Annotated in this window: 13 protein-coding genes; 7 read left to right on the forward strand and 6 right to left on the reverse strand. The window is 63.4% G+C overall.

Annotation, left to right across the window (positions count from 1 at the left end):
• Nucleotides 1–60: 60 nt before the first annotated feature.
• The gene (locus BUS42_RS04455; RefSeq protein WP_074305613.1) at nt 61–1,653 is read left to right on the forward strand and encodes an ArnT family glycosyltransferase; all 1,593 of its coding nucleotides are present in this window, start codon (nt 61–63) and stop codon (nt 1,651–1,653) included.
• 159 nt (nt 1,654–1,812) lie between these two features.
• Nucleotides 1,813–3,222, forward strand: a complete 1,410-nt coding sequence (locus BUS42_RS04460) for a diadenylate cyclase (RefSeq protein WP_074305615.1) — start codon at nt 1,813–1,815, stop codon at nt 3,220–3,222.
• Between the two features lie 133 nt (nt 3,223–3,355).
• On the opposite strand, the gene BUS42_RS04465 is transcribed toward BUS42_RS04460, so the two are convergent.
• From BUS42_RS04465 to BUS42_RS04480, 4 genes are all read right to left on the reverse strand, one after another.
• Nucleotides 3,356–3,583: a type II toxin-antitoxin system Phd/YefM family antitoxin gene (locus BUS42_RS04465; RefSeq protein WP_074305617.1), complete on the reverse strand. Its 228-nt coding sequence runs from the start codon at nt 3,581–3,583 to the stop codon at nt 3,356–3,358.
• 866 nt (nt 3,584–4,449) lie between these two features.
• Complete coding sequence (locus tag BUS42_RS04470) at nt 4,450–5,502, reverse strand: 2-oxoacid:ferredoxin oxidoreductase subunit beta (RefSeq protein WP_074305620.1); 1,053 nt, start codon at nt 5,500–5,502, stop codon at nt 4,450–4,452.
• Nucleotides 5,503–5,697: 195 nt separating this feature from the next.
• Nucleotides 5,698–7,647, reverse strand: coding sequence for a 2-oxoacid:acceptor oxidoreductase subunit alpha (locus BUS42_RS04475; RefSeq protein ID WP_074305622.1), 1,950 nt, complete (start codon nt 7,645–7,647; stop codon nt 5,698–5,700).
• A 302-nt stretch (nt 7,648–7,949) separates the two neighbouring features.
• Nucleotides 7,950–8,168, reverse strand: a complete 219-nt coding sequence (locus BUS42_RS04480; protein WP_074305624.1) for a hypothetical protein — start codon at nt 8,166–8,168, stop codon at nt 7,950–7,952.
• A gap of 498 nt (nt 8,169–8,666) precedes the next feature.
• Between BUS42_RS04480 and miaA the strand changes: the two genes are divergently transcribed.
• The 4 genes from miaA to BUS42_RS04500 all read left to right on the forward strand — a co-directional run bounded on the left by miaA (nt 8,667) and on the right by BUS42_RS04500 (nt 16,729).
• On the forward strand, nt 8,667–9,632 hold the full coding sequence (miaA, locus tag BUS42_RS04485) for a tRNA (adenosine(37)-N6)-dimethylallyltransferase MiaA (RefSeq protein WP_074305626.1): 966 nt from the start codon (nt 8,667–8,669) through the stop codon (nt 9,630–9,632).
• A 144-nt stretch (nt 9,633–9,776) separates the two neighbouring features.
• On the forward strand, nt 9,777–11,867 hold the full coding sequence (locus BUS42_RS04490; RefSeq protein WP_074305628.1) for a DUF11 domain-containing protein: 2,091 nt from the start codon (nt 9,777–9,779) through the stop codon (nt 11,865–11,867).
• 230 nt (nt 11,868–12,097) lie between these two features.
• Nucleotides 12,098–14,533: a DUF255 domain-containing protein gene (locus BUS42_RS04495; protein ID WP_083670512.1), complete on the forward strand. Its 2,436-nt coding sequence runs from the start codon at nt 12,098–12,100 to the stop codon at nt 14,531–14,533.
• Nucleotides 14,534–14,659: 126 nt separating this feature from the next.
• A complete protein-coding gene (locus BUS42_RS04500) occupies nt 14,660–16,729 on the forward strand; it encodes a prolyl oligopeptidase family serine peptidase (RefSeq protein WP_254053297.1) in 2,070 nt (689 codons plus the stop codon).
• A 62-nt stretch (nt 16,730–16,791) separates the two neighbouring features.
• Here the strand turns inward: BUS42_RS04500 and BUS42_RS04505 are convergent, their stop codons facing one another.
• On the reverse strand, nt 16,792–17,106 hold the full coding sequence (locus tag BUS42_RS04505; protein ID WP_254053298.1) for a hypothetical protein: 315 nt from the start codon (nt 17,104–17,106) through the stop codon (nt 16,792–16,794).
• A 412-nt stretch (nt 17,107–17,518) separates the two neighbouring features.
• Nucleotides 17,519–18,085 carry a transcription termination/antitermination protein NusG gene (locus BUS42_RS04510; protein ID WP_074305631.1) on the reverse strand — a complete coding sequence of 189 codons (567 nt, stop codon included), beginning with the start codon at nt 18,083–18,085 and terminating at the stop codon, nt 17,519–17,521.
• Nucleotides 18,086–18,382: 297 nt separating this feature from the next.
• Between BUS42_RS04510 and truB the strand changes: the two genes are divergently transcribed.
• On the forward strand, nt 18,383–19,294 hold the full coding sequence (gene truB, locus BUS42_RS04515) for a tRNA pseudouridine(55) synthase TruB (protein ID WP_074305633.1): 912 nt from the start codon (nt 18,383–18,385) through the stop codon (nt 19,292–19,294).
• Nucleotides 19,295–19,445 lie beyond the last annotated feature (151 nt).

Here is a 19,445-nt window from a genome sequence, read left to right on the forward strand (position 1 = left end):
TCGGTTTAAGATCAGGCTCCCGCGTTCCTCGAGAGAATGCCCCTGAAGCCGAGGTCAAGGATGACGTCGCGACGTTCGCTCTGGTTCCTGATCGTGATCTCCACCTCGCTGCGCCTCGCCTGGTCCGCGTCGCTCGGCCTGGGCAACGACGAAGCCTACCACTACCTCTTCGCGACCCATCACGACTGGAGCTATTTTGATCATCCGCCCATGCTTGCATTGGTGGAACGGTTGGGGATTGTGCTCTCCGGAGGCGTTGTCTCTCCCTTTCGCTTGCGACTCGGTTTCATTTTGCTGTTCGCGGGTTCAACCTGGTTGATGGCGCGGCTGACCGAGCGGTTTTACGGTCCTCGAGCGGGATTCCTCGCCGCGCTCGCCCTGAACCTGACCGCTTATCACAGTGTGGCGGCGGGGGCGTTTGTGCTGCCCGACGGTCCACTCCTGTTCTTCTGGCTCCTGACGCTGGATCGGCTCGCGGTGGCCATTGATTCGGGAGGGAGACTCGGACCCTGGCTTGGGGTGGGAGTCGCCTGGGGCGCGGCGATGCTCAGCAAGTATCACGCGGTCTTTCTCCCGGTCGGGACCTTTCTCTATTTCCTCCTCGAGCCGACCGCCCGGCATTGGCTCCGGCGTGCCGGGCCGTACGTGGCCACGGCGATCGGGCTCGCCCTCTTTTCCCCCGTGATCTGGTGGAATGCCACCCATGGATGGGCCTCGTTCGCCTTCCAGGGCGCGCGGGCCCTCGGCGGGTTGAGGTTCCGGCCCGACACGTTGGGCGCGGCCGTGCTGGGACAGGCGCTCTACCTGTTCCCTTGGGTCTGGTTGGCCCTGGTGTCGATTCTGATCCGCAACGGGCGCCGATTTTTCTCCCCGTCTGAGACCGCGCCAGCCGATCGGTTCCTCCTCTGCCAGGCCATCGTTCCGCTCTCGATCTTCATGGCGGTGGCCTGCACCCGGTCGGTCTTGCCGCACTGGACCTTGGTGGGGTTTCTTTCGATTTTCCCGTTGCTTGGCCGGAAATGGGAGGAGGAGCCGGCACGGCTCCACCGCCGGATCGTCGTGTTTGCAACGCTCCTGCTGTTCGCTGCGACGGTGGTTCTGGTCCAGACCAGGACCGGCGTTCTCCAGCAAGGGGGGGAGGGAACACTCGGGCTAATCAAGGTCTCGCGTGACCCGACGCTCGACCTCTATGGTTGGGACGAGGTGAGTCGCGAACTGGAACGTCGTGGGCTGCTCGATCGGCCCAACACCTTTCTCTTTACGAGTAACTGGTATTACAGCGGCCACGTTGCGTTTGCGACCCGGAACCACGCCACTCCGGTCGCCTGCTACAGCGCGGGGGATGCGCGGAGCTTTGCCTTTTGGAGCAAGCCGAGCGACTGGATGGGCCAGGACGGGATCCTCATCTCGATGAACGGGCGATCGGTCGAGCCGCACTGCTTTGACCGCTTCTTTTCACGGATCGAGCTGCTCGGAGAATTCGAAGTGAAACGCTCCGGAACCCCGATCCGCAAGATCCGCCTGTTTCACTGCGTCCGTCAGATCGTCCCGTTTCCGTTCGATCAACCACGACCTCCCTCGTCGGTTCGGACGATCGCGCAGAGTCCGACTGAGGAGAGTGCGGGTGAGACGAAGCCGGCCGTTTTGCGCTGACGGCTCCATCGATCGGGCCCGCGCCGGCTTTGTCGCGGCCTGTAGAATCCCATTGGGATGACGGTAGAATCGTGCGAGGGATCGATTCCGAGTGGGTCCGATGTCCTCGAACTACGTGAAATCGGGCCAGTGGGCGGGGCGGGACGGGAGTAGGGGCGAATGAATAATGAGCCGGTCGTCCTACGCGAACGATCGACGGGACCGATCTCGAAAGTCGTCGGCCTTTATCAGACGCTCCTGAGGCGGAGCCTCGAGCACTTTTTCCCGGACGGGATTTTGGAGGCGGCGGGGGACCGCAGCTTCATCGAATGGGACGGTGCGTCGCTTGAAGAACATTATCGCGTGGGCGATGACCCCGACGGCCTCGGTGTCGAGATCGAATGGTTTCGGTCGCGCTACCTCTATCTGCCCGGCAGTCCGGCCCCGTTCTTGCCCGCGGAGCGGCATCTGATCGAGGTGATCCTCGAAGCGCTCGACCTCCGGTTTCGGGGCCTGTTCGACCTGGAGGTGGCCAACCGCATCGAGCGGTTCCACTACGCCAGTGAAGACCTGATCCTTTCCGACTACCTCGGTGGTGACGACCACTTCCGGATCCCGGCCGCCCTCGAAGCGCTCCGGGTCGCGGCGCTCTCCACGTACGAAAATCGTCGTGTTTCTTTGGGCACCCTTCTGCTCGGGACGCCCTACGACCCGGCCGCCCCCGAGTGGGTCAACCCTGAAGGGGCGCCCCGGTTCAACACCCGCCTGACGGCGATCAAAGGGTTTCATCGCCTCTGTGACGGTGTGCAGACGTTATTCATCGTCGATCAGCAGGGAGAGTTGACCCGGACCGTGGACATCGGGCGCTGGGCCGAGAAGGTGCAGGGCTCGGCGCCGCTCGAAACACCCTGTCCCCGCGCCTACGTGAATCATGCCAAGGCGACCCGGTCGGGAGGGCACCTCTGCCTGGTGTTGACCCCTTCGCAAGAGATCAAGGTGTTCGCCGAGGGGGTGCTGACCTTCGCCTTCAGCGACGCGCGCTGGCGGCTCCTCGACATCCCGACCAAGTTCGCGGCTTGGTGCAAGGCGATCGGCAAGTCATGCCCGAGCGACCTGGCGTTGCGGATCTTCCAGGCCGCCTTGAACCTGGCGGAAGACCGGAAAGGCGCCTTGTTCGTCGTGCTCCGCGACCCCGGATCATCCATCCCGCAACTGATCGCGCCCGCCGACCGGATCGTCGAAGAAGTGGCCACCGATGATCCCCACGACCCCGAGAACCTCTCGCCCCGCATGGCCAAGCAATCGCTCCACCATGTCGCCCGCGACCAGACCCTCGCTGAACTCGATGCCACCGTCCTCGAAGCCCTGGCCGGGATTGACGGCGCCGTGGTGACGGACCTCGACGGCCGTCTGCTCACCTTCGGCGCCATCCTCAAAATCGATCCCGAAGCGCTCAAGATCGCCCGTGCCGTTGAGGGGGCGAGAACCTTGGCCGCCATCGCCGCGTCCTATCACGGCCCTGTCATCAAGGTCAGCGAGGACGGCTATCTGACGATGTACCTCGGCGGCCGGCGAGTCTGGGGGCTGTAGCCTGATCGGAATTTATTGTACGTGTGTTTATGTCGTGACTTGGCGGGTTCGTGGTCGTGTCGCAAACTTCCGCCTTAATGTCAGGTGGTGATGGATTACCAGAGGCGGGATGCGGGAGTGTTGAGGAGTAGCCTCACGACATGTCGCCCTCGAAACCCTTCAAGTGGTCTTCATCCTCAGATAAAACGACCAGTTTCCCCCGCCCTCGGCCTGGGACAGGATGGTGTATCTCGGCGGGTAGACCAATCAGTTGAGCAATCGGTTGTGCGTTCCGAGTGATCACCAACTTCTCTCCGGGGGCGAGTTGGTCGATCAGTTGCGAGAGCTTGTCCTGGGCCTCTTCGATCGTGATTGTGGTCATGGCCAAACCTCACTCTCCGTTAGCTCCCGAGGGTCATTGAAACCTGATACCATTGCGAACGATTAGGAACGGGACGCAAATAACTTCCCGATTTCAGAACGATTCACGGACATGCCCCGCAATGCCGTTAATACTTTATGTGAATCTAAAACTGAAAAACAACCTTATATCTTGAATACGCCTCGGACTATTTGGTTTAAATTCAACCCCAACGGGGCTGCCCAAGGAAGCCCAGGGCAACGCCCTGGGGGTTCAACCACGATGATTAGCAGCCCTGAAAGGGCGACTTAAAAGGTTGTACCAGAACGATCTACATCGCAAGTCCGCCGCTCGAACTAGGCCGCCCTTACAGGCTATGCGATTTAAACGTGTCGATTTCCCGGGGCGTTGCCCCGGGCTACCTTGGGCCGCCCCTTGGGGCTGAAACCGGCGAGAGCGTGCGCCACTCGACGGTAAACCGCTGTAGGTCTCGCCCCAGCCTACCTTCGTGGGGTTAGACTCGGGAAGTGATTTGCGTCCCGTTCCTAAGAGTCAATTTTCCATCGCAACCCGCCGAAGACCGATGCGCAGATCACGACAAACGTAATTAATGATCGGGTGCTGAATCGGGACCACGATCGTTGAGTTGTAATGTTGTGTAATGGAAACGTGTAGATGATTTGTATTCCTATAGAGGGGTGGGCACGGTCCACCAGATTTCGCTTGCGCGGGGGTGGGGCACCCATTTACGCGAACCCGCCGGCCAAAAGGTGTGGTCAGCCATGCCAACCTTTACAAGAGGGCATGGCCCACCAGGTTTCGCCCGCGTGGGTGGGGGAGACCCACTCACGCGCACTTGTGGGTTGCGCGGAACGGTGACTCCACGGTCAGATCGTCGTCATGATCGCCTCGAGCGTTTCCCGCGAGGGCCGGAGTGACTCGTCGGGCAAGAGGGCCAGGGGCGTTTCGGTCATCCCCTGCATGGTGACGAAGTCGGGGCGGTCGGGGGCGAGGTAGAGCAGGCCGGTGAGGAACTCGTGGCGTTCCTGGCTCTCGATCAAGAGCCGGAGGGCCGAGGGCCGGTCGGTCACCTTGTGCTCGTCGTGGCGCAGGGCGCGGAGCACGATCCAGGAGCCGTCGTGAAGCTGGACGCGGGTGGTTTCGCCGGCTTTTTGCTCGACTTCGATCTCGGCGAGCCGGGGGACGAAACCGACGTCGTGGAGCGGTTCCTCGTGCTCTCGGGCCCACTCCCAACTCTTGGTCGAACTCGCGAAGTCGTTAAAGGTGACGCAGGGGCTGATGATGTCGAGGACCGCGAGCCCTTGATGGTTCAGGGCGGCCTTCAAAAGGGGGACGAGCTGTTTCTTGTCGCCCGCGAAGGAGCGGGCGACAAACGTGGCGCCGGCGGTGACGGCCTCCATGCAGAGGTCGAACGGCGGGATCGTGTTTTCTTCGCCGGTCTCCCGGCGCAGGTGCGCATGCAAGTCGGCGGTGGCCGAGAACTGGCCTTTGGTCAGACCGTAGCAGCCGTTGTCTTCGACGACGTAGACCAAGGGCAGGTTGCGTCGGCAGGCATGCTTGAATTGTCCCATGCCGATATTTGCCGTATCGCCATCGCCGCTGATCCCGATGTTTCGAAGGCTCCGATTGGCGACCGCGGCCCCGGTGGCGACTGACGGCATTCGGCCGTGCAAGGCGTTGAAGCCGTGGCTGTACTGGAGGAAGTAGGCCGGGGTCTTGCTCGAGCAGCCGATGCCGCTGAACTTGACGGTCTTATAGGGGTTGACCCCGACGGCTTTGCATGCCTCGACGAGGTAACTGGTGATGCTGTTGTGCCCACAACCCTTGCAGAGTGTGGAGGGGAGACCCTGAAACGCCAGGGTCGGGAGGGACATTCGACGTCCCTCACTCTCGATGAGGATCATTGAATCGGTGGCCATGAGTCGATCGCCTCTTGGGGGGAGAGCCAGAGAGTGTGTCAGTCATTGGCACGAAGTCGGTATCCGGTGCGGGCCTCGCCAAGCACGAGGGGGATGTCGGGATGAGTCCGGGTCTGGGCAGCGGAACGTCAAGGAGGGGCGGCAGGACCGTCCTTTTCTTTCTCTCGTTCCGGCCATTCGCCGGTTCGAGTGCACTCATTCGGGGGAGAGTTCGGGCGCGTGCGGGACGCGTGGATTGTCGGCTTCGACGTTTCCTGTGGGCCAGCCCGGCCCTGACGGGTTTTTCTCCCAGCCAAGAATCGGTCGGATGACGTTCACCGCGGCCAGCGGGGTGCCGTTGTAGTGCGGGACCGACACCAGGCGATCGGCCAGGGTGCCGGAGAGCGACGAACGGAGCAGGGCGGCGACTTGGCCGTCTCGGTTCTGTTCGATCACGTAGACACGTTCATGTCGGCTGATGAAATGAGTCACGGCGTCGGAGACGGGCAAAGCGCGGATCCGGCAGTATTCCGTCGCGATCCCCTGCTCGGAAAGCAGGTCGCGGGCCTCGACCATCGCCCAGTGGCTTGACCCGTAGGCGATCAAGCCTACCCGAGCGCCTGCGTCTCCCTCGATGACGGGAGGAGGGAGCTTGCGTCGCGCCGTCTCGAGCTTGAGCGCCAGGCGGTCGAGGTTCTTCTTCCAATCTTCCGGCCGCTCGCTGTAGCCCGACTTCTCGTTGTGGCCCGTTCCGCGCGTGAAGTAGGCCGCCAGCGGGTTCTCGGTCCCCGGGATCGTGCGGTAGCAGATCCCGTCGCCGTCCACGTCACGGTAGCGCTCGAACTGGCCGAGTCGTTCGAGGTCGGCCGCGTCGAGCAGCTTCCCGCGATGGATCGGTTTCTCTGGATAGGCGAACGGGTCGGACAGCCAGAGGTTCATTCCCATGTCGAGGTCGGTCGCCATGAAGATGGGCGTCTGGAATTGCTGGGCGAGGTCGAGCGCTTCGACCGCGAAGCTGAAACATTCGCCGACCGAACCGGGGATCAAAACAACATGTCGGCAATCACCATGGCCGAGTAGATGGAGCTTGAGGATGTCTCCCTGGCTGGTCCGGGTGGGTAGGCCGGTGCTTGGGCCCATCCGCTGGACGTCGACGATGACGACCGGGATCTCGGCGAAGTAGGCGAGGCCGACGAACTCGGTCATCAAGGAGATGCCAGGGCCCGAGGTGGCCGTCAGGGAGCGGGCGCCCGCCCACCCCGCGCCGATGGCCATGCCGATGGCGGCCAGTTCATCCTCGGCCTGAACGACTGCGAACGTCCGTTTGCCGTCGCCGTCGGTGCGGTATTTCTTGAGGAACTCCTCGGTGTATTCGGCCAGACTGCTCGAGGGTGTGATCGGATACCAGGTCAGCACGCTGGTGCCGCCGAAGACCGCGCCCAAGGCGGCGGCCTTGTTGCCCTCGATCAGGACCTTGTTGCTCAGGCCGTCGATCCGCTCGACCCGGAACGGCAGATCGGTGGGCAGGTGGGTTTCGGCCCAGGCGAAGCCGGTGCGCGCGGCGTTGATGTTGATGTCGGCGGCCTTCGCCTTGCGTCCTGGAAACTCGCGGCGGATCGCGGCCTCGACCTCGCCCATCTCAATTCCAGCAACGTAGGCGACGACCCCCACGTAAACCATGTTGATGACTTTACGGAGCTTGTCGCGATACCCCTTGTCCTTGCTGTCGGCCGGGTAGGCTTCCTCGACCAGTTTCTGAAACGGCACGGGGAAGTACTGCACGTCGTCGCGAACGGCGTCGAGGTCGAAGTCGTCGCGGTAGATGACGATCGAGCCGGGCTGAAGTTGACGGACGTCGTCAGCCGCCGTATGGGCGTTCATGCAGACCAGGATCGGCGTGTCGAGCCGATGACCGACATACCCTTTGGCGGAGGCCCGAATGTGGAACCAGGTGGGCAAGCCTTCGATGTTCGAAGGGAAGACGTTCTTGCCGCTGCACGGGATGCCCATCCCATAGAGAGCGCGAAGGAGAACGAGATTGGCCGACTGGCTGCCCGAACCGTTGACGGTTCCGACGCGAATCGCCAGGTCGTTCACCGAAGCGGGAGAGGTCGTGGCCCCGTCACGGACGGGGAATGTCTCGACCACCGAGGTTGTGGATGACATGGTGTGCCTCAAAAAGAGCGAGCACCACGGCAGAGAGCGGTTCCGCAACACGCATTCCAGCGTTCGTGACGACCCTCGCGGAACCCGCAAGTGAGACCCGACACCGTGCATGCCCGACAACTTTTACTCCACCAGAACCCCACGTCGGTGGCAAGCAGTTAACCGATTTCTCGAGTCGGGCCGGGTTCGCCCACCACCGTTTTGGGTGGGCGAGGCGCGCAAAGGTACGCCGTCCGGATCCGTGTCCGGACAGCGTGGTTCTTCACCAGAACGGCGTTGTCGCCGTCTCGGTCTGGATCAGGTCAGGCCGACGTCTTGGCGGCCGAGCGGGTCCGAGCCCGAGTAATGCCGTTCCGCACGGTCACAGTCCCACGAGTGGTGTTCTGATTGTTGTTGTTGTGGGCGGGGGCGTGGGTGTGCGTGGGGTGGACGGGTCGCTCCTCTGTGCGGAGGGACGTCAAGAAATCGCGGGCGGCTTTCAGGTCGGATTGTTCGATTTCGGGGACGGAATTGGTTTGCATAGGGAGAATCAGATGATCCGCAACGAACGGGAAAGTGCCTCGGGACACCATGTCCCGTGGCGTGATTCAGAGGCTAGCGTTCCGACGGGGAAGACGATCAAGAGAAGTGTCAAGCAACTGCCGGACCGGAAGCGACGATAACGTGAGATCCTTGGGCAAGGTCATCTCGACCCCCAGTTGAGTGCTGGAGGCGGTGGGCATAAGGGCACGATCACCTGAACTGTGTTTGCTCACAAGCTCGGACGGGATCGTCAACCTTGAGAAGCTCACCCTTATTATCGGCATTTCAGGCGGGAACTTCAGTGGGAATGAAGCGGGCAGGCGTTTTTGCTGGCGAACCTCTCCTTGCCGACGGCGCCGAGCCCGGTGACAATCGGAAACGACGTCGACCGTGCTCAGAAGAAGAATTAGAACATAACGGGGAGCTTTTCTTCAACGAGGGTGATCGACTTTCCTCCCATTATCCCGCTTTTTTGATGAGACAGGTTGACCGGTCCGATGCCCATAACCACTGATTCGTCCAACCTGCCCACTCCCTTGCATCGTGCGATCTACCTGACCGGTCCCACAGCGTCGGGGAAAACCGGTATCGGCGTGGCCCTGGCCCGGCGGCTCGATGCCGAGGTCATCGCCATGGACTCAATGACGCTGTACCGCGGCATGGATATCGGGACCGCCAAGCCGACGCCCGAGGAGCAGGGGGGAGTGCCCCACCACCTGATCGACGTGCTCGACCCCTGGCAGGCGGCCAGTGTGGCCGACTACCGCGGCTGGGCGCTCGCGGCGGTCGCCGATATCGAAAGCCGCGGCAAACGTGCATTGTTCGTCGGTGGGACGGCCCTCTACTTGAAAGCGCTGCTGCGCGGCCTGTTCGAGGCGACCGCGACGAATCGGGTGCTCCGGGAGTCGCTCGAACAAGAGTACCGCCAGGTCGGCGGGGTGGCGCTCCATGCGCGGCTGGAGGCGATCGATCCGGTGACCGCGCGGCGGCTCCATCCCAATGACATGCTGCGGGTCGTCCGGGCGTTGGAGGTGAGCGCGACCATGGGCCAGCCCTTGAGTTCGCTCCAGACAGAACACGAGCATCCCGCACCCGCGACCGTTCCGGTCTTCGCCATCGACCGGCCGAGGCCCGAAATCCATGCGCGGATCAACCTGCGGGTCGAGCGAATGATCGAGGACGGGTTGGTCGACGAAGTTCGGCGGCTCCAATCGGGTCCTCAGCCGCTCGGTCCGGTCCCGGCGCAAGGGGTGGGGTATCGTGAGATCATCGACCACCTGGAAGGCCGGCTGCCCCTCGGACGGGCGGTTGACTGCATCAAGGCGCGGACCCGGCAATTCGCCAAGCGGCAGTCGACCTGGTTCCGCGGGCTGGTCGAGGTCCGGAGCTGGCCCGTCCCGGCGGGGGAGGCCGCTGAGGTGACCGCCGATCGACTGGCGCTCCTGATCGAGGCGGGAAACTGATCTTCCTCGAATTTTCCGGATCTGTTATCTAACCTTGCCTCTCTGATTCCGTCACCGGATTGCGCTGGTGATTTGGGTTGGAAAAGGAAAACATGGCCGTCAGCGGCGACGACCGGGGCGTTCCCAAGGAGGGGACCGATTCCCATGGGCCGGCGATTCATCTTTCTTGTAGTTTTGGCGCTCACCGTCGGTTTCGGCGTGCGGATGACGCTGGCGCAGGGCGAAGCTCCCGCTTCTCTGCCACCGGTCGAGGCGCTCCCGGCCCCGGCCGAGATGCCGTCCCCATCGTCGCCCACGCCCGCCACCGAATTGCCGTCGCGGGCCACCCCTACCGGTGGTGCGCCTGGTTCCTCGGCCAAGAAAGCCCCGGGCTTGAAGCCGAAGAGCGTTCAAGCTCAGCCGGCTCCGGGAGCCGGTGCTCGTGCTGGTGCGGCTCCGACTGAGAGCTTCGATCCGTCCGTCACCAAGGAGTTGGCGGTCGGCGATGGTACGATGCCGTCCGCCCCGCCTCCGGCCGATCCCGCGCCGCCTCAGGAAGTGCTTGATCTCGGCTCGAAGAATCCGTTCCCCGCGCCGGGCGCTCCCTCACCGAGCGAAACACCGGCTCCCACGCGGGACGCGGACGTCGAGCGTTCCCAGGCCCCGCTGGCGGCAAGCCCCACGGGCGTGCCGGCGACAGGTCCTTCCGGCGCGGAGAACAACCCCTTGCCGGCCGCGAAAGAACCCGCGGGCCAGTCGTCGGCGAGCCTGGCGCCCAACGAGGCCGATGAGCTGGTGCTGTCGCCGGAACGACTGCGCACCGGCGTGCAATCTGCGGGGTTGTCGGTCGAGGTCAAGGGACCGGCCACGCTCAATTTGAACACGCCCGCAACCTACAAAATCATCGTCAGCAATCCCGGCACGGCCGATGCCATTGGCGTCGTCGTTCGCGATGCGCTTCCCCCCGAGCTCGAATTCGTCTCGAGCCAGCCCCAAGAACAACGCGGACCCGACACGCTCTTGGTCTGGCACCTGGGGACCGTCCGCGCGGGAAGCAAGCAGGAGATTCTCCTCAAGGTCAAGCCGACCAAGACGGGGCCGTTCGACCATGCGGTGACGGTCACCATGAGATCGGGGGCGAAGTCGCGCACCACGGTCTATCAGCCGAAACTGAGAGTCGAGCAGAGCGTCACCTCGGCCAAGGTCCTCAAGGGTCAGACGGTCGAGTACCGGATCTCCGTGACCAACACGGGCGACGGCCCAGCCCGGGACGTGATCGTTCGGGCCAAGCTGAGCCCCGGCCTGCGGGCGGACGCCAGCGGCTCGAGCGATCAAAACCTGTTTGAGTTGTCGCTGGGTGACCTGCTTCCCAATCAGCACGTCGCGCTCGACCCGCTGGTCGCCGATGCCTACCTTGGGGGCGAACAATTTTGCAAGGTCGACGTGACCAGCCCCGATGTTGCACCCGGAGCCGAGGAGGCGCGGAGCACCAAGGTCGTGACGGTGATCGAGCCGAAGCTGGCGGTCAGAATGGTCGGTCCCAAGGAACGCTATACCGACACGATCGCCAGCTACGCGATTGCGGTCGAGAACCCGGGAACCGCCAAGGCGAACAACGTCCGGGTGCAGGTGACCGTGCCGGTGAATGCCCAACTCGTCAAGCCCCCCGCGGGCTCGAAGTTTGACATCCAGTCGCGTCGGCTCACCTGGGATGCCTTCCCGGTCGAGCCTCTGGGTAAGGTGAATCTCGGGTTTGAGGTGCGCATGGGAGGCCCACGGCTCTACGAGCTCACCGTCCAAGCGGTGGGCGATCAAGGTTTGAACGCCAAGGAAATCACGACCACGGATGTGATTCCCCTGGCGGACATCGCCCTTGAGATCTCGGAAGACCGACGCGTGATCGACGTCAATCAGACCACGACCTTCACCATTTCGGTCAAGAACAAGGGCTCGAAGGCGGCGACGAAGATTCTCATCAGCGGTCGGCATTCACCGGAAGTGACCGTCACGAAGACGGCGGGGACCGAAGAGCCTGCTCGCTACAAGCAGGACGCCGCGGGTAAGCCGGTCAACGGCGAATTCCTCTTCCCGATGATCGAACGACTCGACATTGGCCAGGAAATCGTTCTGGGGATCCAGGTCCAGGCGATCAAGACCGGTTTGGCGACCTGTCGCATCTACGTGACGCATGACGATATCGAACAACCGGTGGAAGACATGGAAAAAGTCAGGGTGACCCAGGCCGTCGGCAAGTAAGCGACCCGGTCCGACCGGTGGAATCCGGCCCGTTGGCGGAGTCTCCCAAGGGACTGGCCGGCCTTCGGCCCAGGCTGCGCTCCGATTTCGGGCGGTTGGTTCCCACGGCCTTGTCGCGTAGAATCGGTGGCTCACGGAAGGCCCGTTCCGTCCGGCCCGTTTTCGCGACGGCCGCCGATCAGCCACGCCCGTTTGCAATGGGGTGGCCCACCCTGGCGAAGGACACCGCGATGCACCGTAGCGCCATGCTCTCCCCTCCCGCCAGCCTTCTGCTCCTGATCGGAACGGCCCTCGCGACGCTTGCGAGCGGACCCGAGGCGCGGGCCGACCCGGAACCCAAAGCTCCCGCCAATCGGTTGGCCAAGGAAACGAGTCCCTACCTCCTCCTCCACGCGCACAACCCGGTCGACTGGTATCCCTGGGGGCCCGAAGCGTTCGCCAAGGCCAAGGCCGAGAAGAAACCGATCTTCCTGTCGATCGGTTACAGCTCGTGCTACTGGTGCCACGTGATGGAACGCGAGTGCTTCAAGGACCCGAAGATCGCCAAGCTGATGAACCAGAAGTTCGTCTGCATCAAGGTCGACCGCGAAGAGCGGCCCGACATCGATCAGATCTACATGGCTGCGCTCCAGGCGTTCGGCAACGGCGGCTGGCCGATGTCGATGTTCCTGACCCCCGATGGGCGTCCCTTTTACGGCGGCACCTACTTCCCCCCCAAGGATCGCAACGGGATTCGCGGGTTTCCGACGGTGCTCGCCGGGGTGGCTGATGCCTGGCGGGACGAAAAGGCTCAGATTGAGGAGTCGGCCGACCGCCTGACCGATCTGGTCCGACGCTCGCTCGCGAAGTCGAATGGCAACCGCCATGCGCCGCTGACACGCGCCCTCGCCGCACTCGGGCGCGAGCAGTTAGCCGAGCAGTTTGACCCGGAGTACGGCGGCTTTGGCTTCAATCCCGAGAATGCCCGCCGGCCCAAATTCCCGGAACCGGTGAACCTCGTCTTTTTGCTCGACGAGCACCGCCGTGAAGTCGCATCCGGGGCGGCCAAGAAAGACGAAAAGGACGCCAAGCCCGGCCCGCTGGCGATGGTCGTCAAGACGCTCGACCAGATGGCGCGAGGCGGGATCCGCGACCAGTTGGCCGGTGGTTATCATCGCTATGCGACCAGCCGGTACTGGATCGTCCCGCACTTCGAAAAGATGCTCTATGATAACGCCCAGCTCGCATCGACGCATCTGCTCGCCTTCGAGCTCACGGCCGACCCGCGCTGGCGGCTCGAGGCGGAGGCGACGTTCGCGTTCATCGCGCGGTCGATGACCTCGCCGGAGGGCGGATTTTACTCGGCCATCGACGCCGAGACTGACGGTGACGAAGGTCAGTATTACGTCTGGACCCGCGATGAGGTCGAGAAGACCCTGGGCGCGGGGCCGGGCTTCGAGGCGTTTGCCCAGGTCTACGGCCTCAAACGCGAGCCCAACTTCGAGAAAGAACGATACGTTCTCCTCGAGCCGAGGTCGCGCGCTGACCAGGCCGCGACCCTCAAGACAACCCCCGCCGCCCTTGAGGTGACCCTGGCCCCGGGCCGAGCGAAGTTGCTGGCCGTCCGCGAACGCCGCCCGGCGCCGCTGCTCGACGATAAGGTCTTGACCTCCTGGAACGGCCTCACGATCGCCGCTTACGCCGACGGGTTCCGGATCTTGCACGACCCGAAGTATCGCCAGGCCGCCGACAAGGCCGCTGACTTTATCCTGGCCAAGCTGCGCGCGCACGATGGTCGGCTGCTCCGGACCTATCGCTCGGGCCAGGCGAAACTGGCCGGCTACCTCGAGGACTATGCGTTTCTCGTCCATGGCCTGCTCCGCCTTCATGCCGCCACCGGCGACCCGAAACGACTGACCCAGGCGCGCGAGCTGACCGATCGGATGATCGCCGACTTCAGCGACACTGAGGAGGGGGGCTTCTTCTACACGGCCGACGGCCACGAGTCGCTCCTCGCCCGCCCCAAGGATCCCTATGACGGCGCCCTGCCCAGCGGGAATAGCGTGGCGATCCGCAACCTCGTCGCGCTCGCCGCGGCGACCGGCGAACCGCGCTATCTCGACCAGGCGAATAAGGCGCTCGACGCCTTCAGCTCGACCCTCGCCCAGAATCCCGGCGCACTTCCGTTGCTGGTCGTCGCACTCGGTGAATATCTCGATGCCCGACCCGCGGCGGTCGTCGCGGCTCCGACGCCCGAAGCGCCGGCCGACCCCGATGCCATGATCGTCGCAAAGGGCGCCGTCGCGGCAGGGGCCACCCTCGCGTCCGGCGCGGAAATCGCCGTCAACTTGACCGTCAAGGTCAAGGAAGGCTGGCACCTCAACGCCAACCCGGCGGGTTCGGAAAACCTGATTCCGACGACCGTCACCCTGGCTCGCAACCAGCCGGCGACGCTCGGGAAGGTCGAATATCCGGCCGGTGAGGCCAGGGTGCTCGAACCCGGTAGCGCACCGGTTCCCCTGTACGAGGGGACGGTCACCTTGAAGGTTCGCGTGCGGCTTGAGGCCGAGGCGAAGTCGGTGCCGGACGCCCTGACGTTCGAGATCCGCTACCAGGCCTGCAATGACAACTCCTGCCTGGCGCCCGCCTCGCTGGCGGTCCGGGTCCCGTTAGGCGGAGCCCGTTGAGGCGGTGAGAAGTTCGAGACCAGACATCGTCCGAGTGGATCTGAACTTACAGCGTGAGGGCTCGAGATGATCTCATCGCGAAAGATTGGACTGGGCGCGGGTTTGATGGCAATCGGGGGAGCGTTGATGATGGCGCGAGGGGATGAAGCGAAGCGGCCGGCCTATCCGGAGACCCCCGCGCGGCCCGCGAGCGACCTTTATCACGGCGTTGAGATCGTCGATCCCTTTCGCTGGCTCGAGGACGTGACGGACCCCGAGGTTCGCGCCTGGGCGGCCGCGCAGACGAAAGTGACGCGGGCGGCGTTCGACGCGGATGCCCAGCGCCCGGCCCTGGTCGAGCGGCTTCGGACGCTCTACGACTATCAGACCACGAGCGCTCCGATCGTCCGTGGCAAGCGCTACTTCTTCACGCGCCGCGAAGGGCTCAAGAACCAGCCGATCGTCTACGTGCGCGAGGGGAGTGCTCAAGCCGAGCCGCGCGTCGTGCTCGACCCCAACGGGTTCAGCCAGGACGGTACCGTCGCGCTCGACTGGATGTTCCCCTCGCCCGACGGCTCACTCCTGGCTTACGGATCGAGCCCGAACGGGTCGGAGATGAGCACGCTCAAGGTTCTCAACGTCGCCAACGGCGAACACCTGACCGACACGATCTCGCGAACCAGGGCCTGCACGGTGGCCTGGGAACCCTCGGGGCAAGCCTTCTGGTATGTCCGGTATCCCGAGAAGGGGACCGTCCCCGCCGGCGATGAGATGTACAACCGCAAGATCTTTCGCCACGTTCTGGGAACCAACCCAGAGAACGACCCGATGGTGTTCGGCCAGGGCCGCTCCAAGATCGACTGGCTCGGCGTCTCGGAGAGCGAAGACGGCCGCTTCGTCGTGATCTCCTCGTCCACCGACTGGATCAAGAATGACCTCTACCTGAAGCGGCTCGGGGACGACACCCCCATCGTGCCCCTGGCGGTCGGGCTCGAAGGCCAGGTCGACGTCGCGATCTTCGACGGAAAAGTCATCATCCGCACCAACGCGAAGACGCCCCGGTTTCAGGTCCTGGCCACGGACGTGGAGCATCTGGCACCCGCGGATTGGAAGGAGATCATTCCCGAGCCGGACGGCGGCGTGATCGAAGCGATCTGGGTCGTCGACCGGAAGATCGCCGTGCTCACCAGCCGGCGGGCCGTCTCATCGCTCGCGGTTCACGACCTCGACGGGCGGAAACTTCGTGAGATTCCCCTGCCGTCGCTCGGTACGGTCAGCGGTCTCAACGGAGAATGGGACGGGAAAGAACTTTTTTACTCGTTTCAGTCGTTTCTTTATCCCGCGACCGTCTTCCAACTCAATCTCGACGGTGGAGAACCGGTCGTCATCGACCGCTCCACCGCGCAGGTTGATCCCGGGGACTACGAGGTCAAGCAGGTGACCTACCCCTCGAAGGATGGGACGAAGGTGCCGATGTTCGTGCTGAGCAAGAAGGGACTCGAGCCGCAATCGAAGGCTCCCACCTTGCTCTATGGCTACGGTGGCTTCGACATCAGCCTGACCCCGGCGTATGACGCCGACCTCCGAGTCTGGCTCGACAAAGGGGGTGTCTATGCCATCGCCAACCTTCGCGGCGGCGGTGAGCTTGGACGCGAGTGGCACGCCGCCGGCCGGCTCGGCAAGAAGCAGAACGTCTTCGATGACTTCATCGCCGCCGGGGAATACCTGATCAAGTCGGGGTACACCAACCCGGCGAAGCTTGCCATCGAGGGCGGATCCAATGGCGGTCTTCTCGTCTCGGCCTGTCTGACCCAGCGTCCCGACCTGTTCCGCGCGGTGATTTGTGCGGTGCCGCTCTGCGACATGCTCCGCTACCATCGGTTCTCGATCGCGCGGAACTGGATTCCGGAATATGGCTCGGCCGATGATCCCGAGGCGTTCGCCTGGCTGAGGGCCTATTCCCCCTATCACAACGTCAAGCAAGGGGAGCGCTTCCCTGCCGTTCTGCTCCTGACCGGCGAGAGCGACACCCGGGTCGAGCCGATGCACGCCTACAAGATGGCCGCACGGCTCCAGGCCGGCACGGCATCCGACCGCCCGATCTACCTCCGGGTCGAGTCCAAGGCGGGCCATGGCGCGGGCAAGCCCCTGACCAAACGGATCGAAGAGGACGCCGATAAATGGACCTTCCTCTTCCAGCAGCTTTCGGTTCCCTGAAGCCGGCGGGAACCCGCTTGCGAGGACGAGGGGGGACGGTAGGGCCCATCGGTCGTTCGCGGTCAGGACGAGCGATGGTGCCTGGGGTAACAATCGCTTTCGGTCGGTTCGATCGAGTTTGCGTCCTCGGTGGTTAAGAGCGAGACCAGAATGGATTTTTGTTCGTGGGTTAGCGATCCATCGCGATAGCGATCCTCGAGGTCGTCCAAACAGTCGTGGACGGCCTCGGGCTTTCCCGGGTAGAACGGGTGGCGCGCGATCAAGTTGACCGTACGCTCCAATCGTTTGAAGGTAAGCATTTCTGTCATCAGGTTTGTCCAGGTCGGCGAGGCACCGTCGCTCGGTGCGACTCGATACTCGCAATATCGAATACGCACGATCGATCCGCATTGATCGATCAGACCCATACACTCTTATATCCGAGAAGACCCCTCTTCTCAATGACTCGATGATTCCGGAAGACATCTCAAGAGTTTGCGGTTACTGATGACCGCGCCGGTTGTTCTCTGCCGGCAGGCCTTGGCCACTCAGAACGGATTCCGAGTTGCGCCGCCACTTGTGCGTCCGATCGGCCGGAGTTCGAATCGTTTTGACGTCGCGATTGCATGCATGAATTCTAGGTCGTGGGCCCGCTTCGGCAAGGGCTGGCGGGGCGTGATTTTATTTTTTTGTAAACGACACGGTCGGAGTCCACTCCCGCCCTGTTCAACGTGGTCAGCCCGAGGGGCCAGCGGTCGACCCGAGGATCAGAATCGGTTTGAAGGGAGCGCGGCTTGGTCGTTTCCCGGTTCAATTTTCGATTTGGTCGACTTGCCAGTCTTCGAGATCGACGGCGGCTCCTCGGCCGAGGAACTGGACGATGGCGATGAACTGGTCGCGCTTCCCGCGTTTGATGACCTTGCCTTCGATACCGGCGAGGGGGCCGGTTTTGATCCGAACCTGGGCGCCCACGGGCATCACCGGTTCGGGGACGACGGTCAGTCCCGACGAGAGCATTTGGTGGATCTGGCGGAGGTCGTGGGCCAGGTTTTCCTGGTCGGAGACGTCGAGCACGTTGGCGAGGCGATTTCCGCGGAGGGCCTCGATTCGCTCGTTTTCGTCGCCGAGGAGGAAGAGATAGCTGGTGAACAGGGGGACGATGGAACGCGTCTTGCGGCCTTGCGGTGTTCGGTCTTCGTGGACGACCTGGGGGAGGTAGTAGGCGATCTGCTTCGATCTCAAGTCGCGTGCCGTGGCCTTTTCTTGGCGCGGCTTGGTGTGGAGACACCACCAGTGGCGGCCTTGCCAAAAGCTGGTGGAATCGTCTTGCCAGAGGTTTGCGGGAAAGTGATCGGGTTCGGCAGGGAGAATGGGCATGGTTCCTCGCTTCCTTGAGAGCCTAAGTCTCGCTTTTCTCGAGCACTGAGAATGACGGCGAACCAAGCCGAGTCTCGTCGGGTCACGTTTCCCTGTTATCATCGAGCGAGGGCTGGCTGTGGTCAACGTCGATCGGTCGACCACCGCCGAGTCGGGGCAGAATCCACTGGATGAGGTAGGGGGCCGGATCGCATGCCACGATTCGGCCGGAGCGGAAAAGTCGGTCGAGGCCCAGACAACGTTGGGTGGGACGAAGAATTCACTGGGTCTTACAGAGTTCGGGGAGGTTACAGGGTCGTGGCGAAGGATGAATTGAAGTGCGCGGAGTCTGGTCTGCTCAATCTCAATAAACCAGGGGGCATGACCTCGCGCGATGTGGTCAACATCATCTCCCGCCAGCGTCGGGGGATGAAGGTCGGTCACGCCGGTACCCTCGACCCACTGGCCTCGGGAGTTTTGGTGGTCTGCCTGGGGAAGGCGACCCGGCTGATCGAATACGTGCAGAGGATGCCCAAGACTTATCGAACGACCGTCCGGCTCGGGGCGGTAAGCAACACGCTCGACGCCGACGGAACGGTGGTTGAGGTTGAGGCGCCGCGCCAACCGAGCCTGCCTGAGATTCAGGCCGCGCTCGGTCCCTTGATCGGTACGGTCCTCCAGAGGCCCCCCGAGGTGTCGGCCCTGAAAGTGGGGGGCAAGCGTGCCTACGACCTCGCCCGTGCCGGGCAGGTGGTGACGCTCGAACCGCGCCTGGTCCGGATTGACCGGATCGACCTCCTGAAGTATGAGTGGCCCCGCCTCGATCTCGAGATCGCCTGCGGCAGCGGGACGTATGTCCGGTCGATCGCGCGCGACGTGGGTGAGGCACTCGGTTGTGGCGGTCTCGTCGAAGTCCTGGTTCGGACCCGGATCGGCTCGTTTTGCATCGAGGAGGCGCTGGACCCGTTGACGCTCACGGCGGAGACACTCGCGGGTTCACTCCGGTCCGCCTCCGAGGCCGTTGCGGCGTTGCCAAACCTGGCGGTCACGGGCGCTCAAGTCGCCGAGCTGATCCAGGGACGGGCCCTCAGCCTAACGGCTTTTTCCGGGCCGCCGATTTTGGCGGGAGAAATCGCGTTGGTTGGGCCGGACGGTGACCTGGCCGCCATCGCCGAGGCAATCCCCGAGTCCGGCTCCATCGTACCCCGGCGGGTGCTCGCGACGCCTTGACCTCGGAAACGGGAATCCGAATGATTCGATTGAACCGGATGGCCGCGGACGACGAACCTATAATACGCTGGGCGTGTCCGCCGATGGGGCCGTCGCCGTCGTCGTTGACGCGGTGATGGCCTGGATCTAAAATTTGGCGTCGTTGACCCTG

It is taken from the genome of Singulisphaera sp. GP187, from assembly GCF_900129635.1.
GTDB lineage: Bacteria > Planctomycetota > Planctomycetia > Isosphaerales > Isosphaeraceae > Singulisphaera.